The organism is Rhizobium sp. WSM1328, from assembly GCF_057653715.1.
The window spans coordinates 3,870,001-3,895,622 of sequence record NZ_CM172788.1; the positions used below are offsets into that span (position 1 = coordinate 3,870,001).

General features: G+C 61.8%; 23 protein-coding genes (1 of these 23 running past the window's edge). 7 read left to right on the plus strand and 16 right to left on the minus strand.

Going from position 1 to position 25,622, the window contains the following annotated elements; translation table 11 throughout:
* Positions 1-1,438, plus strand: the 3' portion of a protein-coding gene (locus AC2444_RS19280; protein ID WP_017995288.1) for a M23 family metallopeptidase. Its footprint begins 503 nt before the window's first position; the window shows 1,438 of its 1,941 coding nt (coding positions 504-1,941); its start codon lies off the left edge, out of view; it ends in the stop codon at positions 1,436-1,438.
* Positions 1,439-1,537: 99 nt separating this feature from the next.
* Here the strand turns inward: AC2444_RS19280 and clpB are convergent, their stop codons facing one another.
* The 6 genes from clpB to AC2444_RS19310 form a co-directional block, all read right to left on the minus strand.
* On the minus strand, positions 1,538-4,138 hold the full coding sequence (clpB, locus tag AC2444_RS19285; RefSeq protein WP_012759128.1) for an ATP-dependent chaperone ClpB: 2,601 nt from the start codon (positions 4,136-4,138) through the stop codon (positions 1,538-1,540).
* A 251-nt stretch (positions 4,139-4,389) separates the two neighbouring features.
* Positions 4,390-5,148: a DUF4167 domain-containing protein gene (locus AC2444_RS19290; protein ID WP_012759129.1), complete on the minus strand. Its 759-nt coding sequence runs from the start codon at positions 5,146-5,148 to the stop codon at positions 4,390-4,392.
* Between the two features lie 342 nt (positions 5,149-5,490).
* The gene (prmC, locus tag AC2444_RS19295) at positions 5,491-6,351 is read right to left on the minus strand and encodes a peptide chain release factor N(5)-glutamine methyltransferase (RefSeq protein ID WP_012759130.1); all 861 of its coding nucleotides are present in this window, start codon (positions 6,349-6,351) and stop codon (positions 5,491-5,493) included.
* Complete coding sequence (prfA, locus tag AC2444_RS19300; RefSeq protein WP_012759131.1) at positions 6,348-7,427, minus strand: peptide chain release factor 1; 1,080 nt, start codon at positions 7,425-7,427, stop codon at positions 6,348-6,350. Before prfA ends, prmC begins: the two co-directional genes overlap by 4 nt.
* 29 nt (positions 7,428-7,456) lie before the next feature.
* Positions 7,457-9,724 (minus strand): phosphoenolpyruvate--protein phosphotransferase, encoded by a 2,268-nt coding sequence (gene ptsP / locus AC2444_RS19305; protein ID WP_012759132.1) that lies wholly within the window; start codon positions 9,722-9,724, stop codon positions 7,457-7,459.
* 89 nt (positions 9,725-9,813) lie between these two features.
* A complete protein-coding gene (locus AC2444_RS19310; RefSeq protein ID WP_017995292.1) occupies positions 9,814-11,088 on the minus strand; it encodes an aspartate kinase in 1,275 nt (424 codons plus the stop codon).
* A gap of 297 nt (positions 11,089-11,385) precedes the next feature.
* Here AC2444_RS19310 and ubiG point away from each other — a divergent pair, with 297 nt between their 5' ends.
* Entirely contained in the window at positions 11,386-12,132 is a 747-nt protein-coding gene (ubiG, locus tag AC2444_RS19315; RefSeq protein WP_012759134.1) for a bifunctional 2-polyprenyl-6-hydroxyphenol methylase/3-demethylubiquinol 3-O-methyltransferase UbiG, read from the plus strand.
* A 76-nt stretch (positions 12,133-12,208) separates the two neighbouring features.
* On the opposite strand, the gene AC2444_RS19320 is transcribed toward ubiG, so the two are convergent.
* From AC2444_RS19320 to AC2444_RS19335, 4 genes are read right to left on the minus strand one after another with little or no spacing between them, the layout of a single operon-like run.
* Entirely contained in the window at positions 12,209-12,637 is a 429-nt protein-coding gene (locus AC2444_RS19320; RefSeq protein WP_012759135.1) for a DUF1178 family protein, read from the minus strand.
* Positions 12,634-13,491 (minus strand): carbon-nitrogen hydrolase family protein, encoded by an 858-nt coding sequence (locus tag AC2444_RS19325; RefSeq protein WP_012759136.1) that lies wholly within the window; start codon positions 13,489-13,491, stop codon positions 12,634-12,636. Before AC2444_RS19325 ends, AC2444_RS19320 begins: the two co-directional genes overlap by 4 nt.
* 10 nt (positions 13,492-13,501) lie before the next feature.
* The gene (gene grxC / locus AC2444_RS19330; RefSeq protein WP_012759137.1) at positions 13,502-13,759 is read right to left on the minus strand and encodes a glutaredoxin 3; all 258 of its coding nucleotides are present in this window, start codon (positions 13,757-13,759) and stop codon (positions 13,502-13,504) included.
* A gap of 31 nt (positions 13,760-13,790) precedes the next feature.
* Positions 13,791-14,567, minus strand: coding sequence for a ComF family protein (locus tag AC2444_RS19335; RefSeq protein ID WP_128406141.1), 777 nt, complete (start codon positions 14,565-14,567; stop codon positions 13,791-13,793).
* A gap of 77 nt (positions 14,568-14,644) precedes the next feature.
* On the opposite strand from AC2444_RS19335, the gene AC2444_RS19340 reads away from it, so the two are divergent.
* Positions 14,645-15,529, plus strand: coding sequence for a methyltransferase domain-containing protein (locus AC2444_RS19340; RefSeq protein WP_012759139.1), 885 nt, complete (start codon positions 14,645-14,647; stop codon positions 15,527-15,529).
* A 15-nt stretch (positions 15,530-15,544) separates the two neighbouring features.
* Here AC2444_RS19340 and AC2444_RS19345 read toward each other — a convergent pair whose 3' ends face one another.
* From AC2444_RS19345 to argJ, 5 genes are all read right to left on the minus strand, one after another.
* Positions 15,545-15,712: a Flp family type IVb pilin gene (locus AC2444_RS19345; RefSeq protein WP_012759140.1), complete on the minus strand. Its 168-nt coding sequence runs from the start codon at positions 15,710-15,712 to the stop codon at positions 15,545-15,547.
* A 72-nt stretch (positions 15,713-15,784) separates the two neighbouring features.
* A complete protein-coding gene (locus tag AC2444_RS19350) occupies positions 15,785-16,102 on the minus strand; it encodes a hypothetical protein (RefSeq protein WP_003543245.1) in 318 nt (105 codons plus the stop codon).
* A gap of 126 nt (positions 16,103-16,228) precedes the next feature.
* Positions 16,229-16,642 carry an 8-oxo-dGTP diphosphatase MutT gene (gene mutT, locus AC2444_RS19355; protein ID WP_012759141.1) on the minus strand — a complete coding sequence of 138 codons (414 nt, stop codon included), beginning with the start codon at positions 16,640-16,642 and terminating at the stop codon, positions 16,229-16,231.
* Positions 16,639-17,445, minus strand: a complete 807-nt coding sequence (locus AC2444_RS19360) for a GNAT family N-acetyltransferase (RefSeq protein ID WP_012759142.1) — start codon at positions 17,443-17,445, stop codon at positions 16,639-16,641. The genes mutT and AC2444_RS19360 overlap by 4 nt, the downstream gene beginning before the upstream one ends.
* Positions 17,426-18,667: a bifunctional glutamate N-acetyltransferase/amino-acid acetyltransferase ArgJ gene (argJ, locus tag AC2444_RS19365; RefSeq protein ID WP_012759143.1), complete on the minus strand. Its 1,242-nt coding sequence runs from the start codon at positions 18,665-18,667 to the stop codon at positions 17,426-17,428. The genes AC2444_RS19360 and argJ overlap by 20 nt, the downstream gene beginning before the upstream one ends.
* Here argJ and AC2444_RS19370 point away from each other — a divergent pair.
* On the plus strand, positions 18,597-18,830 hold the full coding sequence (locus AC2444_RS19370; RefSeq protein WP_171815669.1) for a hypothetical protein: 234 nt from the start codon (positions 18,597-18,599) through the stop codon (positions 18,828-18,830). The genes argJ and AC2444_RS19370 overlap by 71 nt on opposite strands.
* Positions 18,831-18,899: 69 nt before the next feature.
* Here AC2444_RS19370 and AC2444_RS19375 read toward each other — a convergent pair whose 3' ends face one another.
* Positions 18,900-19,781, minus strand: coding sequence for a peptidylprolyl isomerase (locus tag AC2444_RS19375; protein ID WP_012759144.1), 882 nt, complete (start codon positions 19,779-19,781; stop codon positions 18,900-18,902).
* A 246-nt stretch (positions 19,782-20,027) separates the two neighbouring features.
* Between AC2444_RS19375 and secA the strand changes: the two genes are divergently transcribed.
* The 3 genes from secA to AC2444_RS19390 all read left to right on the plus strand — a co-directional run bounded on the left by secA (position 20,028) and on the right by AC2444_RS19390 (position 25,619).
* A complete protein-coding gene (gene secA, locus AC2444_RS19380; protein WP_012759145.1) occupies positions 20,028-22,745 on the plus strand; it encodes a preprotein translocase subunit SecA in 2,718 nt (905 codons plus the stop codon).
* Positions 22,746-22,925: 180 nt separating this feature from the next.
* Entirely contained in the window at positions 22,926-24,341 is a 1,416-nt protein-coding gene (locus tag AC2444_RS19385) for a lipopolysaccharide biosynthesis protein (protein WP_012759146.1), read from the plus strand.
* Positions 24,342-25,619, plus strand: coding sequence for a GNAT family N-acetyltransferase (locus AC2444_RS19390; protein ID WP_012759147.1), 1,278 nt, complete (start codon positions 24,342-24,344; stop codon positions 25,617-25,619).
* Positions 25,620-25,622: the final 3 nt, after the last annotated feature.

Consider the following 25,622-nt stretch of genomic DNA (forward strand, 5'->3'; position numbering starts at 1 on the left):
CGACGTCGAATCCGAAGTCAGCCTGAAGACCATTCCCTTCCCGACCGGCAAGACCAGCATGCAGATGGCATCCGGCCTGTCGCTCGAGGAGGTCGAAGAGAATGTGCGCTCCAACGGCTCGGTGCTGACCGACGGCAACACGCAGCTCGCAGCCCTTTATTACGTCGATCCGCGTCGTTTCTCCAACGAGGATGCCGATGTCGATCTGACCGCCGGTCTGTCCGCCCGCGTGCTCGAACAGAACATGACGGTCTCCGCATCGGAATCGATCACGCCGCAGACCGAAGAATTCGCCGACGACATCCTGCCGGTGCGCGTCGACACGCCCATCGCCAAGGCGCTGACGGATTCAGGCTATCCGCAGCAATATGCCGATGGCATCGCCGGCTATATCGCGCAGCAACTGGGTTCTGGTGATCTCGACAAGGGCGATGTGCTGCGCATCGGCATCATTCAGAAGGGCGAACAGGCAAAGATCATCCGAGCCAGCGTCTATCGCGGCACGCGCCATCTCGTCACCGTAGCCGTCGACGACAAGGGCAGATATGTGCCCGGCAGCGAGCCGCCGATGTTGGATGCCATCGCCACCGCCTTCGATGACAATTCGTTCGCACCGCCCCCCGGCCAGAACCTGCCGCGCGTCTATGACGGCATCTATCGTGCTGCCCTTTCCTACGGCATGACCAAGGATATGACGGCGCTGATCATCAAGCTGCTCGCCAGCAATGTCGATTTTCAGGCGCAGTTGAGGCCGACCGACAGTCTCGAAGCCTTCTTCTCCGTCGCCGACAGCGCTGGTCAGGCGACCGAGGATTCCGAACTGCTCTATGTCAACGCCCGTTTCGGCGATACGCAGACGCGCTTCTACCGCTTCCAGGACCCCGAAGACGGCACGGTCGATTATTTCGACGAGAACGGCAAGAGCATCCGCCAGTTCCTGCTGCGTAACCCGGTTCCGAACGGCATCTTCAAATCGGGCTTCGGCATGCGCCGCCATCCGATCCTCGGTTTTGCCCGCATGCACACCGGCGTCGATTGGGCTGCACCGCGCGGCACGGCGATCATCGCCGCCGGCAACGGCACGGTCGAAAAAGCCGGCTGGGATTCCGGCGGTTACGGCAACCAGACGATCGTGCGCCATGCCAACGGCTATGAATCCTCCTACAATCACCAGAGCGCCATCGCCAAGGGCGTCGTCCCCGGTGCCAAGATCCGCCAGGGCCAGGTGATCGGCTGGGTCGGTACGACGGGCGAATCCACCGGCCCTCACCTGCATTACGAGCTGATCGTCAACGGCACCAAGGTCGATCCGCTGCGCATCCGCCTGCCGGGCGGCAAATCGCTGCAGGGCGAGGCGCTGGCGAAATTCGAAGACGAGCGCAAACGCATCGATACGCTGCTCAACAACCAGACGCCGGACCAGGTGGCGAGCAAGTAGCGTCCATCTACGCTGCTTCCCCTCCAACAAACGGCCCCGACCATCCAACGAAAAATGGCGGCCGAAGCCGCCATTTCTCATTCATCCGGCAAACTGGATTTACGCTGCTTCGCTCACCGTCTGCCTCGTCCTGAACTGCAGCCGGTCCGAACCGCTCGTCACCGTCACCGTCGATCCATCCGGCACCTGGCCGGACAGGATCTGCTCGGCCAGCGGATCCTGCACGAACTTCTGGATCACCCGCTTCAGCGGCCTTGCACCGTAGACCGGATCGTAACCCTTGTTCGCCAGCCAGTGCCGGGCTTCCTCGTCGAGATCGATGATGATCTTGCGCTCGGACAGCAAAGCCACCAGCCGCTTCAGCTGGATATCGACGATCGCGCCCATCTCCTCGCGCTTCAAGCGATGGAACAGAATGATCTCGTCGATGCGGTTCAGGAATTCCGGCCGGAAATGCCCGCGCACGACCTCCATCACCTGCTCGCGAACCGTGTCGCTGTCGTCGCCATCCCTCAGTTGCGTCAGATATTCGGCGCCGAGGTTCGAGGTCATGATGATCATCGTGTTGCGGAAATCGACCGTCCGGCCCTGACCGTCGGTCAGGCGTCCATCGTCCAGCACCTGCAGCAGGATGTTGAAGACGTCGGGATGCGCCTTTTCGATCTCGTCGAACAGCACGACCTGATAGGGTCTGCGACGCACGGCTTCCGTCAGCGCTCCGCCTTCGTCATAACCGACATAGCCGGGAGGTGCACCGATCAGCCGGGCAACGGAGTGCTTCTCCATATATTCCGACATGTCCATGCGCACCATCGCCGTTTCGTCGTCGAAGAGGAAGCGGGCGAGCGCCTTGGTGAGCTCCGTCTTGCCGACGCCGGTCGGGCCGAGGAAGATGAACGAGCCGATCGGCCGGTTCGGATCCTGCAGGCCGGCGCGCGCGCGGCGGACGGCGCGCGACACGGCCTGAACCGCATCGCCTTGGCCGATCACCGATTTCGCCAGTTCGTCTTCCATCCGAAGCAGCTTGTCACGTTCGCCCTCCAGCATCCTGTCGACCGGAATGCCGGTCCAGCGGGAAACGATATGGGCGATATTGTCGGGGGTGACCACCTCCTGCACCATCGCGCCGCGGTCGCCATCCTGCTTCTCGGCATCGACGAGCTGCTTTTCAAGATCGGGAATGACGCCGTAGGTCAGCTCGCCGGCACGCTGGAATTCGCCTTTGCGCTGGGCGATCGCCAGTTCGTTGCGGGCATCATCGAGCTGCTTCTTGAGATCGGCGGCAAGGCCGAGTTTCTGCTTTTCCGCCTGCCAGCGGGCCGTCAGCGCATCGGCCTGTTCCTCGAGATCGGTCACTTCGGTTTCAAGCCGCTTCAGACGGTCGGCAGACGCGACGTCCGTTTCCTTTTTCAGCGCTTCGCGCTCGATCTTCAGCTGCATGATACGGCGGTCGAGTTCGTCGAGCTCTTCCGGCTTGGAATCCACCTGCATGCGCAACCGCGCTGCCGCCTCGTCCATCAGGTCGATCGCCTTGTCCGGCAGGAAACGATCGGTGATATAGCGGTTGGAAAGCGTCGCCGCAGCCACCAGCGCCGCATCGGCGATGCGCACCTTGTGATGCTGCTCGTATTTTTCCTTCAAGCCGCGCAGGATCGAGATCGTGTCTTCGACCGTCGGTTCATCGACGACGACGGGCTGGAAGCGGCGGGCAAGGGCCGGATCCTTCTCGACATGTTTGCGGTATTCGTCGAGCGTGGTCGCGCCGACGCAATGCAGCTCACCGCGGGCAAGAGCCGGCTTCAGGAGGTTGGAGGCATCCATCGCCCCATCCGCCTTGCCGGCGCCGACCAGCGTGTGCATCTCGTCGATGAACAGGATGATCTCGCCGTTTTCCGCCTGGACTTCATTGAGCACGGCCTTCAGCCGCTCCTCGAATTCGCCGCGGTATTTCGCACCGGCAATCAGCGCGCCCATGTCGAGCGCCATCAGCTTCTTGTCCTTGAGCGATTCCGGCACGTCACCGTTGACGATGCGCAGCGCCAGGCCCTCGACGATCGCCGTCTTGCCGACGCCGGGTTCGCCGATCAGCACTGGATTGTTCTTGGTACGGCGCGAAAGCACCTGGATGGTGCGGCGGATTTCGTCGTCGCGGCCGATCACCGGGTCGAGCTTGCCCTCGCGGGCTTCGGCGGTGAGATCGCGTGCGAACTTCTTCAGCGAGTCAAAACCCTGCTCGGCATTGGAGGAATCCGCCGTCCGGCCCTTGCGGATGTCGTTGATGACCTGGTTGAGGCCCTGGGCCGTCACGCCTGCGTTCTTCAGCGTCGAAAAGGTCGAGGCCGAGGATTCGATCGCCAGCGCCTGCAGCAGGCGCTCGACGGTTACGAAGCTGTCGCCGGCCTTCTTCGCCGCTTCTTCGGCGGTCGAAAGGACCTTAGCGAGCGGTTGTGCCAGATAGATGTTGCCGTTGCCGCCGGAGATCTTCGGCAACTTGGCGAGAGCCGCGTCATTGGCCAGGCGGGCGGCCTTGGCATCGCCGCCGGCGCGCTCGATCAGCGACGCCGCCATGCCCTGATCGTCGTCGAGCAGGACTTTCAGCACATGTTCGGGCGTGAATTGCTGGTGACCCTGCGCCAGCGCATAGGTCTGGGCGGACTGGATGAAACCGCGCACCCGCTCCGAATATTTCTCGATATTCATATTCTGCCTCCATGGATCGCCCTGCCCTGACGAGGCGCAGACCGATGATTGAGATCGACCCCCTGAAAAGGCAGGTCGCGCTTTGCCCGGCTGGGATTCGGGCGAAGCAGTTCGAAGAGAATATGGTAGCCTGTTCAGCGAGTTTAAAGAGCCCATAAAATGAAAATCCCCGGCACAAGGCCGGGGATTTTCAAGCTAATTCGAGTAGATGGCATGAGCGTCACGCTCTCCCTGAAGGGGAAGCGAAATCCTCATTCCGATGTGACGTCAGCCAGCACTGGCGCCTCGGCAGAGGCACCTTCGCCTTCAGCGGCTGCTTCTTCGCCCTCGGCACCCCGACGCGGGCGACGGGGGCGGCTGCCGGTGCTGCGGCGGCGGGGCTGGCGTTCGCGCGGCTGGCCGCCGGCACCTTCCTCGTCCATGGCGACTTCGGCCGGAATGCCTTCGATCTCCGGCTGCGGGCCGGTTCCATCGATGACCTCGGACTGGGGTGCCGGCGCAGGCGCCTGAGCGGCTACCGGCTTCGGCTGTGCCTGCGGCTGGTGCTGTCTGCTCTGCTGCGGCTGGTGCGGCCTGCTCTGCGGCGGCTGGACGATAACGACATCGTCGCCGTCATTGTCATTCTCATTGTCATTGTTGTCCATGTCGTCGCCGTCGCGGTCCGCACCGTCGCGATCATTGTACTCGCCGCGATCGTCGCGCTGGAAGCGTTCCTGCATCTGCGCCTGGGCGCTGGCGATGATACGATTATAATGTTCGGCGTGCTGGAGATAATTCTCGGCAATCACGCGGTCGCCGGAGCTTTGGGCGTCGCGGGCGAGCTGTGCGTATTTTTCGGCGATATGCTGCGCAGTACCGCGAATCTTCACATCGGGGCCGGAGCTGTCATAGGTCCGGGTCAGCGGATTGCCGCCCTTGCGGTTGAAATTGTTGTTATTGTTATTTCCACCGCCGCCGTTGTTATTGTTGCCACGCCCTCGACCGCGCTTGTTCTGCTGTCCTGGCCTCATAGATCGTTCACCTGAATTCTCTGTTTGTGATGGATACATGGCACCAACCGCCATGACCGGAAAACCGGGTCAGGACCTTTGTGCCGCGAGCATACTGCGCCTTTGCGCCGACCTGCCGCTTGGTTCTCAAGTCAGTTTGACTGATTCACGCATTGGGTCGTGTTCAACCGTTGAAACTCTCGTTTAAAAGAGCGGACCCCCGAGGCAAACCAAGTACCGAACGAATCTCGTTCATTCCTATCTGCCCAACACGTGACCGCAACCTATATTGCTTCACCGGGAAATCCAAGCCTTTTCTTCGCAATAACAATAATGTCCTGTTCAATGCCGCATTATCGTCTCTCACGCGAGCGCGAACACGAGCACCCTGTCGTTCTGACCATAATCTTTTACGGATTTGAGGCACCTGAAGCCCTTCGCTTCAAAGATCGCCGTCACGTCGTTTCGCTGATCGTAGCCGATCTCCAGTCCGACGACCCCATCGGGCCTGATGAACCTTGCCGCATCCTTGGCTATGGCTTTGTAAGCGTCAAGCCCATCCGGGCCGCCATCCAGAGCCGCAGCCGGATCAAATTTGGTCACTTCGGGAGCGAGATCGTGAATGACATTGGAAGCAATATAGGGCGGATTTGAGACAATCGCGTGAAAGGATCCCTGGATGTTCTCGAACCAACTCGACTGTACGACCTGAAAACGATCCTGCAATCCGTTTCTTTCTGCATTCGATCTTGCCGTCAGAAGTGCATCCGCCGATATGTCGCTGCCGACACCTGACGCATCAGGACAGTCACTCAAAAGCGCAAGGCATATCGCCCCCGTCCCGGTTCCCATGTCAAGGATATGGAGACGGCTTTGCACCTTTGCAAGGTCCTTGAGATAGACGAGAACCGTATCGACCAGGATTTCCGTATCCGGCCGCGGTTCCAGCGTTTCCGCCGAGAGCCGAAGTGGCAGGCCATAGAATTCCCGCTCGCCGAGAATGCGATGCACCGGCTCATGACCGAGGCGCCGCTCCAGCGCCCTGAAAATCGCTTCGGCTTGCTCAGCAGAAAGCCTCTCGGCCGATCGCGTCAACAGCTCGGTCGGCGACAGTTTCAGAAGGCCCGCGACCAGCAGCCGCGCATCGGTCGCCGGGTCGACGATACCTGCTTCGGTGAAGCGGCGGCGCGCATCGGCAAGCATATCGGCGACCGTCGAGCTCATTGTTGCTCGCCGAGCTGCGCCAGCTGGCTGGCCTGGTAATCGGCCATCAGCGCGTCGACGACCTCCTCGATCTCGCCTTCCATCATCCGGTCGAGCTTATAGAGCGTCAGATTGATGCGATGGTCCGTTACCCGCCCCTGCGGGAAATTATAGGTGCGGATACGTTCCGAGCGATCGCCGGAGCCGACCTGGCTCTTGCGATCGGCAGAGCGCTCGCTATCGGCCCTCTGCCGCTCGGCATCGTAAAGCCTGGAGCGCAGCACCTGCATCGCCTTGGCGCGATTTTGGTGTTGCGATTTTTCCGAACTGGTGACGACGATGCCGCTCGGAAGATGGGTGATGCGCACTGCCGAGTCCGTCGTATTGACGTGCTGGCCGCCAGCACCCGAAGAGCGCATCGTGTCGATGCGGATGTCTTCGGCTCGGATCTCGATGTCGATCTCCTCGGCCTCCGGCAGCACCGCAACCGTTGCGGCCGACGTATGGATACGCCCACCCGCCTCGGTTTCCGGCACGCGTTGCACACGATGCACGCCGGATTCGAATTTCAGCTTGGCAAAGACACCCCTGCCGGTGATCGTCGCGATGATTTCCTTGTAGCCGCCGGCTTCGCCCTCGCTCGCCGAGAGCACCTCCACCTTCCAGCCCTTTTCCGCTGCAAAACGCTCGTACATGCGAAAGAGATCGCCGGCGAAAAGGGCCGCTTCCGAGCCGCCCGTGCCGGCGCGGATTTCGAGGATCGCGCTCTTTTCGTCGGCTGCGTCCTTCGGCAGAAGCAGGATCTGCATCTCCTGCTCAAGCACCTCGATCTGCTCTTTCACCTCGGGCAGCTCCAGCTCGGCGAGTTCGCGCATCTCGCGGTCGACCGACCTGTCCTCGAGCAGCGTTTCGAGATCGGCAAGCTCGGCGACCGCCTTCTCATAGACGCGGATCTTCGTCACGACAGGCTGCAGCTCGGAATATTCGGATGCGAGCTTCACATAGACATCGGCAGCCGGGCCAGCCGACATGCGCGCCTCGATCTCGCCGAAACGACGTTCCAGCTCGCGCATCTTTTCAACGGGAAGCTTCGCCACCCTTCACTCCGATTCTTCTTAATCTCTGTCTAAAGGGGAATATTGTGGCTCTCGGCGAAGCGGGCAAGCACCTCGCGCATCGGCATCAAGGCGTGGTGATCGTCCAGCACCTCGTCCATCGCCTTCGTCAGTGCCCCGACATCCAGCCCGAGCAGCATCGCCTTCACCGGCCCGATCGAGGCCGGCGACATCGAAATCGAGCGGAAGCCGATGCCGAGCAGCGCCATCGCCGAGATCGGTTTGCTGGCGAGTTCGCCGCAGAGCGTCACCGGTGTCTTGTTCCGGTCCGCCCCGCGTACGATGTCGCGCAGGATGCGTAAGAACGGCTTGCCGAGCGGATCGAAGCGGTCCGAAACCCGCGCATTGCCGCGATCGACCGCCATCGAGAACTGGAAGAGGTCGTTCGAACCGACCGAGACGAAATCGACCGCCTCCATCAGTTCATCGAGCTGCCAGAGCAATGCAGGCACCTCCAGCATCGCGCCGAATTGCAGCTTGCGCGGCAGCCCGTGGCCGAAGCGCGACAGATGCTGCACTTCCTTCTGCAAGAGCTCGCGCACCATCTTCAGCTCGGAAACCTCGGTCACCATCGGCACCATCAGCTTCAGCTCGGTGTCGGCCGATGCCTTCAGCAGAGCACGCAACTGGGTGCGCAACAGACCCGGCCGGTCGAGCGACAACCGGATGGCGCGCCAGCCGAGGGCGGGATTTTCTTCCTCATGGCCACGGAAATAGGGCACGACCTTGTCGCCGCCGATATCGAGCGTACGGAAGGTGACAGTGCGGCCCGCCGCCTGCTTTATCACATTGCGGTAGAACTGCTCCTGCTCCTCCGCCTTCGGCATGGTGGAGGCGATCATGAACTGCAGCTCGGTGCGGAAAAGGCCGATGCCCTCGGCGCCCGATTCCGAAAGCTGCGGCAGGTCGACCAGCAGGCCGGCATTCATCATCAGCGCGATCCGTTGCCCATCCTTGGTCACCGGCTCGACGGCGCGCAGCGCCCGGAACTGCTCCTGCCGCCTGGCACGGAAGCGAACCTTCTCCTCGTAGGAACGCCGGTGATCGGCCATCGGCCGCAGATGCACATGTCCCTCGTCGGCATCGATGATCACGGCATCGCCATTCTCGGCGAGCGCCACCACGCCCGCCGCCTGACCTATGACCGGAATGCCCATGGCGCGCGCGACGATCACCACATGGCTTGTTACCGCCCCTTCTTCCAGCACCAGCCCGCGGACATTGGCACGCGGATAATCTAGCAGTTCGGCTGCTCCCATGGCGCGCGCCAGAATGATCGCATCGCTGGGGAAACCTTCGCCGGACGTCCGGCCGGTATAACCGGTCAACTGTCTGAGCAAACGGTTCGCCAGATCCTCGAAATCATGCATGCGTTCGCGCAGATAAGGGTCGGTCAACCGCATCATCCGCGCCTTGGTGTCGCTCTGCACCTTCTCGACTGCTGCTTCCGCCGTCAGGCCGTTGCGGATCGCCTCCTCGAGCTTGCGCACCCAGCCCTGGTCATGCGCAAACATGCGATAGGTTTCGAGCACCTCGCGGTGTTCGCCCTCCATCGACACGTCGCGACGCGACAGCATGTCGTCGATCGAGATCCGCAGCGAGCCCATGGCTTCGGCCAGCCGCCGGATTTCCTTCTCGGCATCCTCGTTCAGCAGGTTGGTGACGACGATGCGCGGCTCGTGCAGCACGACGTAACCGAGGCCGATGCCGTCATTATAAGTGTCGCCGTCGACGGTGACCGAACGCGTCAGGTCGAGTTCGAGGCCTGGCTTGGTGATCTTCTTGAGCTCGCCGGTGGCGATCATCTCTGCAAGCACCATCGCCGTCGTCTCGAGCGCTTCCAGCTCTTCCTCGCGATAATTGCGGCTCGCCTTGTTCTGCACAACGAGAACACCGAGCGAGCGCCCGGTCCTGAGGATCGGCACGCCGAGGAAGGAATGGTAGATCTCTTCGCCCGTTTCCGGCAGGTAGCGGAAGGCAGGGTGCGACTGCGCGTCGGAAAGGTTGAGCGGCTGGGCCGAGGCCGCGATCGTGCCGACCAGGCCCTGCCCCATCTTCAGTTGCGCCAGATGCACGGCCTCGCGGTTGAGGCCTTCGGTTGCATAGAGTTCGAGGACACCGTCGGCGCGCAGCACATAGACGGAGCAAACCTCCGCCACCATGTTGCCGGCGATCTGGCGGACGATCCGGTCAAGACGATCCTGCGGCTCCAGCGGCTCCGCCATCAACTCGCGCAGCCGCCTGAGCAGCACGCGCGGACCGCCGGAAAGGTCTCTCATGGCGTCTCAAGCTCCCGAAACAACGCACTCAGTCCCGGCGGGCCGGCCCTCGTCTCCTCAACCTGAAGGGGCAGGCCGCCCACTGGGAATCAATTCTTATCCAGACCGTAGCAGGAATGCAAAGTCCTGACAGCGAGTTCTGCATAGGGACCGTCGATCAGGATGGAAATCTTGATCTCGGAGGTGGTGATCGCCTTGATGTTGATGCCTTTTTCGGCAAGTGCACGAAATGCGGTAGCGGCAACGCCCGCATGGCTGCGCATGCCGATGCCGATGACCGATACTTTCACCAGCCCCGATTCGTTCTGCACGACATCGTAGCCGATCTTCTCCTTATGGTCGCCGAGCACCTTGATCGCCTTCTCGACGTCGCCTGATGGCACGGTGAAGGTCATGTCGGTCTTCGACCCGTCCTCGGAAATATTCTGGACGATCATGTCGACATTGATATGGGATTCGGCGAGCGGCCCGAAGATCGCCGCGGAAACGCCCGGCCGGTCGGCAAGACGGCGAAGCGAGATCTGAGCCTCATCCTTGGCATAGGCGATGCCGGTGACTACTTCCTGTTCCACGATTTCTTCCTCGTCACAAATCAGCGTTCCGGGCGGGTTCAACAGATCGCCCATGCCCGGAGCATCGGGATCTTCGAATGATGAGCGCACGAAGGTGCGCACCTTGTGTACCATGGCAAGCTCGACCGAGCGCACCTGCAGTACCTTGGCGCCGAGCGAGGCCATTTCCAGCATTTCCTCGAAGGCGATCTTCTTCAGCCTGCGCGCCTTTGGCACGATGCGCGGGTCGGTCGTGTAGACGCCGTCGACATCGGTATAGATATCGCAGCGATCCGCCTTGACAGCTGCCGCGATTGCGACGGCCGAAGTGTCCGACCCGCCGCGCCCGAGCGTCGCGATACGGTTGTCGGGTCCCAGCCCCTGGAAGCCGGAGATCACGGCGACCTGCCCCTCGCCCATCCGTTTGACGATGTCGGAACCGTCGATCTCCATGATCCGTGCCGCGCCGTGCGCGTTGTCGGTGCGGATCGGGATCTGCCATCCCTGCCAGGAACGCGCATTGATATCCATCGCCTGCAATGCGATCGCCAGCAGACCGGAGGTCACCTGCTCACCCGATGCGACCACCGCATCATACTCCCGCGCATCGTAGAACGGAGAATTGGCGCCGATCACCTTCGGCGTGCCCTGGACCCAGCCGACCAGTTCATTGGTCTTGCCGGACATAGCCGACACCACCACCGCCACCTCGTGCCCGGCATCGACTTCGCGTTTTACATGGCGGGCAACGTTCTTGATGCGGTCCAGGTCAGCGACGGACGTGCCGCCGAATTTCATTACAATGCGTGCCATATGCCTCTACCACGACTGGCGCCGGGAAGCGGAAAACCGGACCCGGCATCACGAAAGCTCTGGGGCAGACCGTTTGGGCCAGAGAGCCGGATTCCCAACTTCTGGAATCGCTCTAAAAGCCCAGGCCCCAAAGGCCCCAAGTTGCGGCGTCTCTTAGCGAGTTTGGCGGGGGGAGGCAAGCGCGCGCGACAAAAGCTATTGGCGAGCGGCTCCGTGCTTGTCAGTCCCCTGATCTGCGCCTCTTGACTTATGCCCCCGATCGTCCGACTTCACATGTCACGAATGAAGGAGCGGACGATGACGGAAGGCGCCAGAAGCACGATCGACCAGGGCGAAGTGGACCGCTTCTCGGCGATGGCGGCGGAATGGTGGAGCCCGACCGGCAAGTTCAAGCCGCTGCACAAATTCAATCCCGTCCGGCTCTCCTATATCCGCGACAAAGCCTGCGAGAATTTCAGCCGTGATCCGAAAAGCGCGCGCCCGCTCGAAGGCCTGCGCGTGCTCGATATCGGCTGCGGCGGCGGCCTGTTGTCCGAACCGGTCGCCCGCATGGGCGCCTCCGTCGTCGGCGCCGATCCGTCCGAGAAGAATATCGGCATCGCCTCCACCCATGCGAAGGCCTCCGGCGTTTCGGTCGACTATCGCGCCGTCACCGCCGAGGAACTCACTGAGGCTGGCGAGACCTTCGATATCGTCTTGAACATGGAGGTTGTCGAGCACGTCGCCGATGTCGAATTCTTCATGACCACCTGCGCGAAAATGGTCCGCCCCGGCGGCCTGATCTTCGTTGCCACCATCAACCGCACGATGAAGGCGGCAGCGCTTGCCATCTTCGCCGCCGAGAACATTCTGCGCTGGCTGCCGCGCGGCACACATCAGTACGAAAAACTGGTACGTCCGGAAGAACTAGAAAAGCCGCTGGTGGCAAGCGGCCTTGAGATCAGCGACCGCACCGGCGTCTTCTTCAATCCGCTGTCGAACCAATGGAACCTGTCCAAGGATATGGACGTGAATTATATGCTGCTGGCGAAGCGGTCGGCATAGTTCGCGCCGTCAATAAGCCGGCTAGACTTTCAGCAGCGCGAGATGCAGATAGGCGGCCAGACGCGCCGACTGCATGTCAGTTCACGTCCTCCGGCAAAACGGGAATGGCCGCGATCTCGATGCCTTCTTCCAAGAGCGCCTGCGCCTCGTCGACCGTCGCGTGGCCGATGATACCGCGGGCATCCGCCTCGCCGTAATGGATCTTGCGGGCTTCCTCGGGAAACTGCGTGCCGACGTCCTCGGAATTGGCCTTGACCGCCGCAACGGCCTCCTTGAGTTTTTGCAGGGCCTCGCGGCGCATGGCATCCATCGCCAGCGTCTGCCTCTCGTCCTTCCCGCGCGCGGTCGACACCGAAGGCGCCATCAACAGCTTGGAAATGGCGGCGGAATGACAGACCGGGCAGGTCAGGAAACCGGTTTCGACCTGACGATCGAAATCGGCGCTTTCCGAAAACCAGCCTTCGAATTCATGGGCATTGTCACAGGTGAGGGAATAGCGGATCAAGCGGCGACGCCTCCGGCGATTGCCCCCGCAATCTTCTCGACCGAGAATTCCCGACCATTCCTCAGGTTCGGGATCTTGTCATGTGCGGCCTTGACCGCGGCGGGATCAATCTCGGCGACGATAACCGCCTCGCCGGTGGCGCCGGCCGACGCCAAAACCGTGCCCCAGGGATCGATGATCATCGAATGGCCGAAGGTCTCGCGCCCGTCCTCATGCCGGCCGGCCTGCGCGGCGGCGATGACGAAGACCCCGTTCTCGATCGCGCGTGCCCTGAGCAGGATCTCCCAATGCGCCTCGCCGGTCTGCTTGGTGAAGGCGGCAGGAACTGTCATCACCTCGGCGCCGGCCACCGCCTGGGCGCAGAAGAGCGCGGGAAACCGCACGTCGTAACAGATCGCAAAGCCCATTTCGGCAAAAGGCAGCGACAGGACGCGGGCCTCCGAGCCGGCCGTATAGGCCGCACTTTCACGCCAGCTCTCGCCATTGTCGAGGTCGACGTCGAACATGTGGATCTTGTCGTAGCGATTGAGAACCCTGCCGTCGGGACCGAACAGGAAACCGCGATTGGCGATCTTGCCATCGGCAAGGGCAATCGCCGTCGAACCGACATGCATGTGGATGCCGAGTTCTATGGCGAGCTCTGAGCCGGTCTTGACGATGATATCATGCGCTTCGTCGGCAAGCACGGCGCGTGCCGCTGTACGGTCGCGCTGCAGCATGCCGGTCATCTCGGGAGTCTGCACATAGGTCGCGCCCTGGCCAGCGGCCTCGCGCACCAGCCGCGCCATGGCGGCGGCGTTCTTCACCGGATCGACCCCGGAGCACATCTGGACAGCGGCGGCCTTGAAGCTCATCGGTTCTTCCTCAAGCCGCCAGCAACGGGTCGAGCTTGCCGGCCCGATCGAGCGCAAAGAGATCGTCGCAACCGCCGACATGATCGGCGCCGATGAAGATCTGCGGAAAAGTGGTACGCCCGTTCGACTTGCCGATCATCTCCTGGCGAAGATCCGGCGAAAAGGTCGCGTCGTGCTCGACATATTCGACACCCTTTTCTTCGAGAAGGGACTTGGCGCGGGTGCAATAGCCGCAGAACTGCCGTGTATAGATGGTGACGCGTACCATAATCTCTCCAGACCGATGCCGGGTATTTCTGTCATATAGGCTCGGAGAGAGCCCTTGCAAAGGTCAAAACCGTTATGTCGGTCGCACCCGCCTTGCGCAGTGTCCGGCTTGCCGCGGCGACCGTCGCCCCCGTTGTATAGACGTCGTCGATAAGGACGATGCGCTTGCCGAAAATGTCGTTTTCGCAACCCTTGGCGATCGCAAAAGCGCCCCTGACATTGTCTTCGCGCGCCTTGGCGCCAAGGCCGACCTGCTGGCTGGTGCGCTTGACGCGCATAAGCGTGGCGGCAAGCAGCGGCTTGCCCGAGAGCCTTGCCATATGGCGGGCAAGCTCTGCTGCCTGGTTGAACTTGCGCGTCAGCATACGGCTACGGTGCAGCGGCACCGGGATCAGCGCATCGCAGCTCTCGACCGTCCCGTCGGAAGCGCGCAGCATCCAGGCGGCCATCATCGGCGCCAGATCGGTGCGATCGCGATATTTGAGCCCATGAACGAGATCGCGGACGGCACGGTCGTGGGTCGCCGCCGACCGCAGCCGGTCGAAGGGCGGCGGGTTGGCGATCGCCTCAGCACTGAGGATGCCGGCGCCGAGATCATGCGAGAAGGGAATGCCGAGCACCTCGCAATAGGGCCGTTCGATGAAGCGGATACCGGACCAGCATTTCGCGCAGAGCCCGCGATGGCCGCCGGTCGAAATGCCGCAGACCGAGCAGGCGGGTGGATAAAAGAAATCAGCAAGCGCCGAAAACGGCCGCAAGAGATGCGTCCGCAGGAACTCTGACGGTTTTTCGATGTTGATCAGGCCCATGCCGCAGAGACTAGCGTGTTCTTCGCGAAAGGAAAATCGTCTTGCCGCACAGGCGGCACGAGACTAAGGACATCGCCATGGAAACGATCTTCGACAGAGCCCTGATCGCCGCACATCGCCGCCGCGCGCTTGTAAACAACGACCCGAAAGCCGCCTTCCTGCTCGACATCGCCGCTGAGGAAATGGCCGAGAGGCTTTCCGTGGTCGAGCGGACTTTCGAGACCGCCGTCGAACTGCATGGCGCGACCGGTGCTGCCGCCCGGGCCGCACTGGCGACGGGCAAGATCGGCACGATGATCCGCGTCGAAAGCGACAAGGCCTATGCCGGGCCAGGCGAAAACTTGATCGAGGCGCCGCTCGAGGACGTGCCGCTCGAACCGCAATCGGTCAATCTCATCCTTGCGCCGCTCAGCCTGCATCTGACCAACGATACGCCGGGCGTCTTCATCCAGATCCGCCGCGCCCTGAAGCCGGATGGCCTGTTTCTGGCGGCGATCCCCGGCGCCGGCACGTTGCAGGAACTGCGCGAGGTGCTGCTGGCCGCCGAGGTCGAGATGACGGGTGGCGCAAGCCCGCGTGTCATTCCCTTCGCTGATGTGCGCGATGTCGGCAATCTCATGCAACGCGCCGGCTTCACGCTGCCGGTGATCGACGCGGAGAACTACACGGTACGTTATGATTCGCTCTTTCCGCTGATGCGGGATCTGAGAGCGATGGGCATGAGCAATCCGCTTGCAGCCCGCGGCCGCATGCCGCTGACGCGCGCTTTCTTCCTGCGCGCAGCGGAGATCTACGCCGAACGCTATGCCGATCCCGACGGACGCATCCGCGCCACCTTCTCGATCATCTATGTCTCGGGATGGGCTGCGCACGAGAGCCAGCAAAAGCCGCTGAAGCCCGGTTCAGCCAAGGCGCGCCTCGCCGATGCGCTGAAGGTGGACGAGCACAAGCTCAGGCAGTAATGGCCGGTTGCTTCTTCAATTGACGGTCAGATTATTGTTGATCACGTTGAAGACGTCCTGCAGGCTGCCGCTGAAGATTCCTAGAGCGGAGACGAGTGCGCCACCAATGAGGGCGGCGACGAGGCCGTATTCGATCGCCGTCGCACCTCTGTTATCTGCAACAAATGCTTTCAAAAGACGCATGACCCCACCCGCTGCGCGAAACCGACAACAAACGACCAATTCCACGACCATCGGGACGATGGCCGGCATTTTTCAGCAACCGGCGCCGACGCCGTAGCCCTGGACGACGCAGACCGAGCCGGGCGTATCCTGGAGGACGCTGCGGCGGATCGTATAACGCTTGCCGCTTTCGCTCTTCGGGATCGATCCTGTCGTGATCGTATCGAAATCCGCCGGAGCACTGGCAAAGACGCTTTTCTTCGAGGAATCCGCAAGCATTGGCGTCAGGATGAGCGTCAACGCGACCACTGCCGTGCCGAACAGAAGGGCGATATTCAGCGCACCCGTCCTGCGCGAGGCAGACGAGGCCCGTTCCTTTTCCCGGACAGCTTTCCAGAAATCATCGTCCATGACGTCAAGCCTTTTAATACACGCACGCCAGATGCTTGATTGAGGCCGATCTTTGGCAGAAGGTGTTAAACGATCCATTAATATCCACAGCCGAAAATGGCGTGGCACAATAATAATCAGACAATGCTAAAGTAAATCCTGCAACATCGGGATGAGCGGCTCGTCGGCCGGCGGCATCGGATAATCGCGCAACGCCTGCGGGCGCACCCATTTCAGCGCCTGACCCTCGCGGCCCTGGGGAATGCCCTCATAGCGCCGGCAGATATAAAGCGGCATCAAAAGGTGGAAGGTCTCGTAGGAGTGGCTGGCGAAGGTCAGCGGCGCCAGGCAGGCGATCTTGGTGTTGATGCCGAGTTCTTCCTCGAGCTCGCGCACCAGCGTTTCCTCCGGCGTCTCACCCGGCTCGACCTTGCCGCCGGGAAACTCCCAGAGCCCGGCGAGCGACTTTCCCTCGGGGCGCTGTGCCAACAGGATACGCCCGTCGGCATCGATCAGCGCACAGGCGGCGACCAGCAATATCTTCCGGCCCGCCTCGCTCATCGCGGCTCCTTTTGCCAATAGCAATAATGATAGGCGTCGCGAAAACCGAGGCGCTCATAAAGTGCGATGGCCGGGCGGTTGGACAGCTTCACCTGCAGCCAGGCCGAACGGGCGCTGCGCATGCGCGCCCAGCGTAGCGCCGAGGTCAGGATTTCGATGCCGAGCCCCTCGCGCCGCCGCGCCTCGGAGACCGAAAGCGACATGATGCCGGCGAGGTCGTTGTCCTGGACGCAGAGCACGGTCGCAAGCGGGCCGTCCGCCGCGTTCTCGATCATGAACAGGCCGGATGGCGGCTTGATCGCCGAAATGATCTCGGCAAGCGCCGGCTTCAGCCTCGGTGGCGCCTGGTCGACGGCGAGGTTGGCGTCGACGAAACGGCCGACATCATGGGTCGGCAGGTGATCGAGCGTATCCGGCAGCTCTGCCTCGGCAAGGTCGCAGGTCATCACCACCGTATCGTCGAAGCGCGTCCAGTTCTGCGCGCGCAGAAGTTCGATTAGCACCGGCGAGGCAAGCGGCGTCTGGCGGACCACGGCGGCGCGGCCATAGGCTTCAAACTTCCGGCTCGCCTTTTCCAGGCGGATTTCGACGTCGCGATGATCCGAAGGATCGAGCGGCACGATCGAGTTCAGCCGGTTGGACGGGTGACCGGCCGTCAGCCGTACCTGCCAGCTGCCATCATATTGCACGGATGCCGCCGGCCAGGCGCGGAAGCCGACGGCCTCCAGCCTGCGCACCAGCGGCAGATTGTGTGAGGAAATGGATGCCTGCGCCAATGAACGATCAGCTCCGATAGTCGCCATTGATGGCAACATATTCCTTGGTGAGGTCGCAGGTCCAGACCGTTGCCGTGCCGGCGCCGAGCCCGATATCGACTTTGACGGGGATATCCTGCGCCTTCATGACGTCCGAGGCGGCCGCCTCGGAATAATCGGGATCACGCTCGCCGTTGACGGCGACCCGGATATCGCCGAACCAGATGGCGAGCCGGTCGCGATCGGCCATCTCGCCGGATTTACCGACGGCCATGACGATACGGCCCCAATTGGCGTCTTCGCCGGCGGCCGCGGTCTTGACCAGTGGCGAATTGGCAATCGACAGCGCGATGCGCTTGGCGGCGGCATCGCTCTCGGCACCCGTCACGGTGATTTCGAGCATCTTGGTGGCGCCCTCGCCATCGCGCACCACCTGTAGCGACAGATCCTTCAGCACTTCGTTGAGTGCGGCCCGGAAGGCGGCAAGGCGCGGGTCGTCGGCGCGTTCGATGCGGGCCTGACCGTCCTCGGCCGCAGCACCCGTCGCAAACAGCATCAGTGTGTCCGAGGTGGAGGTGTCGCTATCGACGGTCATGGAATTGAACGTCGGGCCGACGCCGTCAGACAGAAGCGCCTGCAACGCGGCAGGCGCGATGTCGGCATCGGTGACGACGAAGGAGAGCATCGTCGCCATATCGGGCGCGATCATGCCGGCGCCCTTGGCGATACCGTTGATCGTCACGGCCACGCCGCCGATCTCGGCGCTGCGGGTCGAAACCTTCGGATAGGTGTCGGTCGTCATGATCGCCTTGGCGGCCTCGAACCAGAAATCGCCGGTCGCTTCGCCCTGCATCCCATCCAGAACGCCTGCGAATTTGGTGGCATCGAGCGGCTCGCCGATGACCCCGGTCGAGGCCAGATAGACCTCGTTTTCGGCGCAGCCGACGGCACCGGCAGCCGACTTCGCCGTCAGCGCGGTCGCCTGGCGGCCCTTCAGGCCGGTGAAGGCATTGGCATTGCCTGAGTTGACGACGACGGCGCGGGCGCTGCCATGGGAGAGATTGGCCCGGCAGAAATCCACCGGCGCCGACGGGCACTTCGAGCGGGTAAAAACGCCCGCAACAGCCGCCGGCCTGTCGAAGACCATCAGCAGCACGTCGGTCCGGTTCTTGTACTTGATGCCTGCGGAAGCCGTCGCCATGCGCACACCGCGCAACGGTGGCATCGAGACGAAGGATTTCGGAGCGAGCGGAGAGACGGAACCGGACATGATGAGACCTGCCAATGAGCATTTCCAGGCGAAATGGAAACCGGTTCGCCGTCCGGAAATGCGACAACAAACGATGCCAGAGCATGATGCCGAAAAGTGTCAGCGGTTTTCGAACGACATCATGCTCAAATTCTTTGATTTAGATCTGGATGTCAGACTTTAGACCGATCAGGCCCCAAGATCATCCGGGATCTAATGAAGGGCCCGGAAGAACCGGGCCCTGATGCGAATTTTACTGCTTCGGCGCCGGGGCGACGGGCTCGCTGCCCGGCTCCGGCTGCTTGTTGGCCTGGTCGTAACCCTTGCGTAGCGTCTCGTCCGTGATCTCGATCTTGGCGGAGGCCTTTGCCTTGTTCAGAAGCTCAAGATACTTGTCGCGCATGACGAGCTGACGAACCTGATCCTGCACCTGCTCGAAAGGCGGCGGCGGAGCGTCGCGCTTATCCTCGACCTTGATGACGTGGAAGCCGAAATCGGTCTTAACCGGTGTCTTGGAATAGGTGCCCTTCTCAAGCGCGAAGGCTGCGTCTTCGAATTCCTTGACCATGCGGCCGCGCGAGAAATAGCCGAGATCGCCGCCTTCCGACTTGTTCGGATCGGTGGACTTTTCCTTGGCGAGTTCGGCAAAATCCTTGCCGGCGTCGAGCTGCTTGATGATGTCCTTGGCTTCGTCCTCGGTCTTGACGAGGATATGACGGGCGTGGACTTCTTCCTGCTTCGGCAGGGCGGCGACTTCCTTGTCGTAACGGGCCTTGACTTCGTCAGGCGTCACGATGTCGACGACATGCTTTTTGAAGTAGGCATTGTGCAACTCGCGGTCGGTGAGGTATTGCATGCGCTTCTTGAATTCGTCGGTTTGATCGAGCTTCTCGGCCGCAGCGTCGGCGGCGAGCAGTTTCACGTCGATGGCGGCGGAAAGGGCTGCGACCTTCTTCTGGTCATCGGGAAGCTGCGCCAGCTGGGGGTCGAGATTGGCGACGGCGAGGTCGAGTTCCGACTGGTGGATTTCCAGGGTGCCGACCTTGGCGATGACGGCGTCATCGGCATAGGCCGGGGCCTGGAGCGCAACAAAAGTTGCAAACGCCAGAACGGCAAGTTTGTTGGTGCTCAACATGAAATACCCTTCACAGTTACATTGCCGGTTTCAGCATCCCCTGAATCCAGCCCAAAATAGCCATCAACACCGGATTGTGGCCTTTCTGTATCCGCCAAATCCGTTGACATCATTCGACCCCCCTCTTATCTGTCACGCAACCTCGCGTCCAGAACAGTTTCCGGGCGTTTTAAGGCGCGCGCCTGATTTTCGGCTGGGCCGCGGACAAGAAACGCCGGGGATGAATATTGAGAAAGGGCCAGTCATATGGTCAGCTTTGGCGGTATAGCCCGCAAGTTATTTGGGTCTTCCAACGACCGCCGCGTGCGGTCCTACCAGCCGAACGTCACTGCCATCAACTCTATCGAAGAGAAGACGAAGGCCCTGACGGACGAGCAGCTCGCGGCAAAGACCGTGGAGTTTCGCGCCCTGCTCGCCGAGGGCAAGACGCTCGACGACATTCTGATCCCGGCCTTTGCCGTCGTGCGCGAAGCCTCGCGCCGCGTTCTCGGCCTGCGACCTTTTGACGTACAGCTGGTCGGCGGCATGATCCTGCATTCAAATGCGATCGCAGAGATGAAGACCGGCGAAGGCAAGACCCTCGTCGCCACCCTGCCGGTCTATCTGAACGCGCTTTCCGGCAAGGGCGTGCACGTCGTCACCGTCAACGATTACCTCGCCCAGCGCGATGCCGCGACCATGGGCCGTGTCTACGGCTTCCTCGGCATGACTACCGGCGTCATCGTCCACGGCCTTTCCGACGAGGAACGCCACGCGGCCTATGCCTGCGACATCACTTACGCCACCAACAACGAACTCGGCTTCGATTATCTGCGCGATAACATGAAGTACGAGAAGAACCAGATGGTCCAGCGCGGCCACAACTTCGCAATCGTCGACGAAGTGGACTCGATCCTCGTCGACGAGGCGCGCACGCCGCTGATCATCTCCGGTCCGCTCGACGACCGCTCCGAACTCTATAATACGATCGACGCCTACATTCCGCTGCTGGTGCCGAGCGATTACGAGATCGACGAGAAGCAGCGCTCGGCCAACTTCTCCGAAGAGGGCACCGAAAAGCTGGAAAACCTGCTCCGCCAGGCCGGCCTCTTGAAAGGCAACGCGCTCTACGACATCGAGAACGTTGCGATCGTCCACCACGTCAACAACGCGCTGAAGGCCCACAAGCTGTTCCAGCGCGACAAGGACTATATCGTCCGCAACGACGAAGTCGTCATCATCGACGAGTTCACCGGCCGCATGATGCCGGGCCGCCGCTATTCGGAAGGCCAGCACCAGGCGCTCGAAGCCAAGGAAAAGGTGCAGATCCAGCCGGAAAACCAGACGCTGGCCTCGATCACCTTCCAGAACTACTTCCGCATGTACGACAAGCTCGCCGGCATGACCGGCACGGCGCAGACGGAAGCGGAAGAATTCGCCAATATCTACAATCTCGATGTCATCGAGGTCCCGACCAACCTGCCGATCAAGCGCCTCGACGAGGACGACGAGGTCTACCGGACCTTCGACGAGAAGTTCAAGGCGATCATCGAGGAGATCCTCGACGCCCACAAGCGCGGCCAGCCGGTGCTGGTCGGCACCACCTCGATCGAGAAATCGGAACTGCTCGCCGAGCGCCTGCGCAAGCAGGGCTTCGACGACTTCAAGGTGCTGAACGCCCGCTACCACGAGCAGGAAGCCTATATCGTCGCTCAGGCCGGCGTGCCCGGTGCCATCACCATCGCCACCAACATGGCCGGCCGCGGCACCGACATCCAGCTCGGCGGCAACCTCGACATGCGCATCGAGCGCGAGCTCGGCGAAGTCGAAGCCGGTCCGGAGCGTGACGCCCGGATCCAGGCGATCATCGAGGAGATCAAGGAACTCAAGCAGAAGGCGCTCGAAGCCGGCGGCCTCTACGTCATCGCGACCGAACGCCATGAAAGCCGCCGCATCGACAACCAGCTGCGCGGCCGCTCCGGCCGTCAGGGCGACCCTGGCCGCTCGAAGTTCTACCTGTCGCTTCAGGACGACCTGATGCGCATCTTCGGCTCCGATCGCATGGACAGCATGCTGACCAAGCTCGGCCTCAAGGAGGGCGAGGCGATCGTCCATCCCTGGATCAACAAGGCCCTGGAGCGCGCCCAGAAGAAGGTCGAAGCCCGCAACTTCGACATCCGCAAGAACCTCCTGAAGTATGACGACGTTCTCAACGATCAGCGCAAAGTGATCTTCGAGCAGCGCCTCGAACTGATGGAATCGACCAATATTTCCGAGACCGTTTCCGATATGCGCCGTGAGGTGATCGAGGACATGGTCGAAAAGCATATCCCCGAACGTGCCTATGCCGAACAATGGGATGCCGCCGGCCTGAAGACCGGCGCGTTGAACATTCTCAATCTCGACCTGCCGATCGAGGACTGGGTGAAGGAAGAAGGTATCGGCGAAGACGATATCCGCGAGCGCCTGACGGAAGCCACCAATGCCGCCTTCACGGAAAAGGCCGAGCGTTTCGGTGACGACATCATGCATTATGTCGAACGCTCGATCGTCATGCAGACGCTCGATCATCTCTGGCGCGAGCACATCGTCAACCTCGACCATCTGCGCTCCGTCATCGGCTTCCGTGGCTATGCTCAGCGCGATCCGCTGCAGGAATACAAGTCGGAGGCCTTCGAGCTCTTCACCGCGCTGCTCAACAACCTGCGCGAGGCCGTTACTGCCCAGCTGATGCGCGTCGAACTGGTGCAGCAGGCCCCTGCCGAACCAGAACCACCGCTGATGCAGGCCCATCACCTGGATCCGACGACCGGCGAGGATGATTTCGCCCCGGCGATCTACCAGGCGTCGGAAGTCATCGTTTCTCCTGAAAACCGCAACCCGGATGACCCGGCCACATGGGGCAAGGTCGGCCGCAACGAGACCTGCCCCTGCGGCTCCGGCAAGAAATACAAGCACTGCCACGGCGCCTTCGAGCAGGTCTGAGGCAAGCCCGCAAAGATCCGCGAAAATGCCGCCTCCGGGCGGCATTTTCTTTTCTGCGGCAACGCCGGAAATTCGGAATTCTAGCATCGGACTCAAGCTTGATCCGGAACCGTTTCTTAACCCTGTTCTGGCAAGACTTCAGGGGCGATTTGCCTGACCTCAGAGTTTTGCGTGTTCATCATGGCGGTCATAGAAACAGCGGAGAAGATGCTGCCCGCCGGCCTGCGCCCGATCGGCGGCCGGACGCTGCGTTTGCTTGCGGCCGTGCTCACCGAACGCGGCGAGAGGGCGGCCGCCCAGCGCATGGCGCTGACGGCCTTTTCGATCCGCATCCTCAGCGCCGCACTCGCCTTCGTCTCGCAGATCGTGCTCGCCCGGCTGATGGGTGAATATGAATATGGCATCTTCGTTTTCGTCTGGGTGCTGGTCGTCGTCTTCGGCGATCTCTCATGCCTCGGTTTCCACACCGCAATCGTCCGCTTCCTGCCGCAATACAGGGCAGCGGGCGCTTTCGAAGAAATCCGCGGCCTGACCGGCACGGCGCGCATCTTTGCGCTGCTATCAGGTACGGCGGTGCTCGCTGCCGGCATGCTCGGGCTGCATTTCTTCGGCGATATGATCCAGGTCTATTATCTCGTCCCGATCTTCATCGGTCTGCTCGCCATGCCGATGATCGCGCTCGGCGACATTCTGGAAGGGACGTCGCGGGCAAACCATTGGCCGGTGATGGCACTGAGCCCCGTCTATATCGTCCGCCCGATCCTCATCATCCTCTTCATGCTGATTGCGATTGCCATCGGCGCCGATCACACTGCCGTCACCGCGATGCAGGCAGCGCTCGTTGCGACCTACGTCACCGCCCTCGGCCAATATGCCGCAACGCTCTACCGCCTTCGCCGGCATTATGACGACGGCCCGCGCAAGGTCGATTTCCTCGCCTGGTTCAGCGTCGCCTTTCCGATTTTCCTGATCGAGGGCGTGAGCTTCCTGCTCACCAATTCCGATGTCGTCGTCGTCGGCATCTTCCTCGAGCCGCACGATGTCGCCATCTACTTCGCCGCTGCCAAAACGATGGCGCTGGTGCATTTCATCAATTTCTCGGTCAAGGCGGCCTCCGGCCCGCGCTTTTCCTCGATCATCGCCGAAGGCAACCACGGAGAGCTGGCAGCCGCTGCCATCGACGCCGCGCGCTGGACCTTCTGGCCAGCGCTCGGGGTCGGCCTTGTCGTGCTTGCGGCCGGCCATCTGCTGCTGTCGCTCTTCGGCGGCGCTTTTACATCAGGCTATCTGGTCATGGCGATCCTGCTCGCCGGCATCCTCGCCAAATCGCTGGTCGGCCCGGCCGAAACGCTGCTGATGATGGCAGGCAAACAGAACCTCTGCGTCGCGCTCTATGCCGGCGCACTGACGGCCAATGTCGGCCTCAACCTCGCTTTGATCCCGCATTACGGCATCGAAGGCACGGCGATCGCCACGGCCTCCGCCATGGCAGTCGAGGCGATCCTGTTGCATCTCGCCGTGCGCCGCACGCTTGGCATCGTCCTTTTCGCTTTCGCCAGCCCCTCCGCCGCAACGCCAGAAATGAGAGTTCGATAGATGGTGCGTATCCCCCCCGTTACCGAAAGCACCGACAGCGCTGCGAACCGCATGGTGCATGATCTCGCAGCACTGCATTTCGAAGCGCCGCAAGCCGAGGCTCGCGCCGAGATCGGCCGGCCGGGGCGCGAGCTCTGCCTCTATCCGGGTAAGCTCGGCTATGAGCTTCAGGATGAGCTCGATTTCCTTTCCAACCGGGCGATGGAACCGAACGTCTTTTTCTCCGGCCGCTTCCTCGCCCCCGCCATGCCGCGGCTCGAAGACCGGCAGGTGAACTTCGCCCTGATCCGCGACCACAGTGCCGGCCGCAGCCGCATGCGCTTCCTTTTGCCGTTTTCGGTCGACAAGCCGGGTTTTGCCGTCGGCCCGTCGATCATCCGCGGCTGGTCGAACAGTTTCGGTCCGCTCGGCACGCCGCTCGTCGATGGCGAGGATGCCGCCGAGACCCTCGACAATCTCTTCGAGGGACTGACCGCCCGTGATCTCAATCTGCCCGGCATACTGGTTCTGCCGGATCTCAGGCTGAACGGTATCTTCGTGCGCATGGTCAAGGCCGTGGCGCTCAGCCGCAATCTTCCCGTCACCGTCACCAATCCCTACCTGCGCCCGATGCTGCAGAGCGAGGAAGAGGCGCCGGCCTATCTCAGCAAAACCATCGCCTCCTCGCATATGCGCGAGATGCGCCGCCAGTGGCGGCTGCTGGAGGAACGGGGAACGACGGTCTATACCGTCGCCCGCCAACCGCGCGAAATCCATATCCGCTTCGAGGAATTCCTGGCGATGGAAGCCGGTGGCTGGAAGGGCAAGCGGCGAAGCGCTCTCGTCACCGATCGTTATCACACGGCCTTCGCCCGCGAGGCGGTATCGAACCTTGCCGCCGTCGATGCCGTGCGTATTCACACGATCGATCTCAACGGCAAGGCGATTGCCGCCATCGTCGTGCTGATGATGGGCGGCGAGGCCTATACCTGGAAGACTGCCTACGACGAAAACTATGCCCGCTATTCGCCTGGCAAGCTGCTGATGAGCGAACTCACCGAATGGCATCTCGACGACGCCAATATCATCCGCTCCGATTCCTGCGCGGTCTCGGATCATCCGATCATGAGCCGCTTCTGGCAGGAGCGCGAGGAGATGGGAACGCTGGTAATCGGCTTGACGCAGAACAGCGACCGCGACATGCGCCAGGTCACCGCCCAGCTGCACATGTACCGCAGTACCCGCAATATGGCGAAGATGCTGCGCGAAAAGATCATGTCGCTTGCCGGCCGGGGCTAAGCA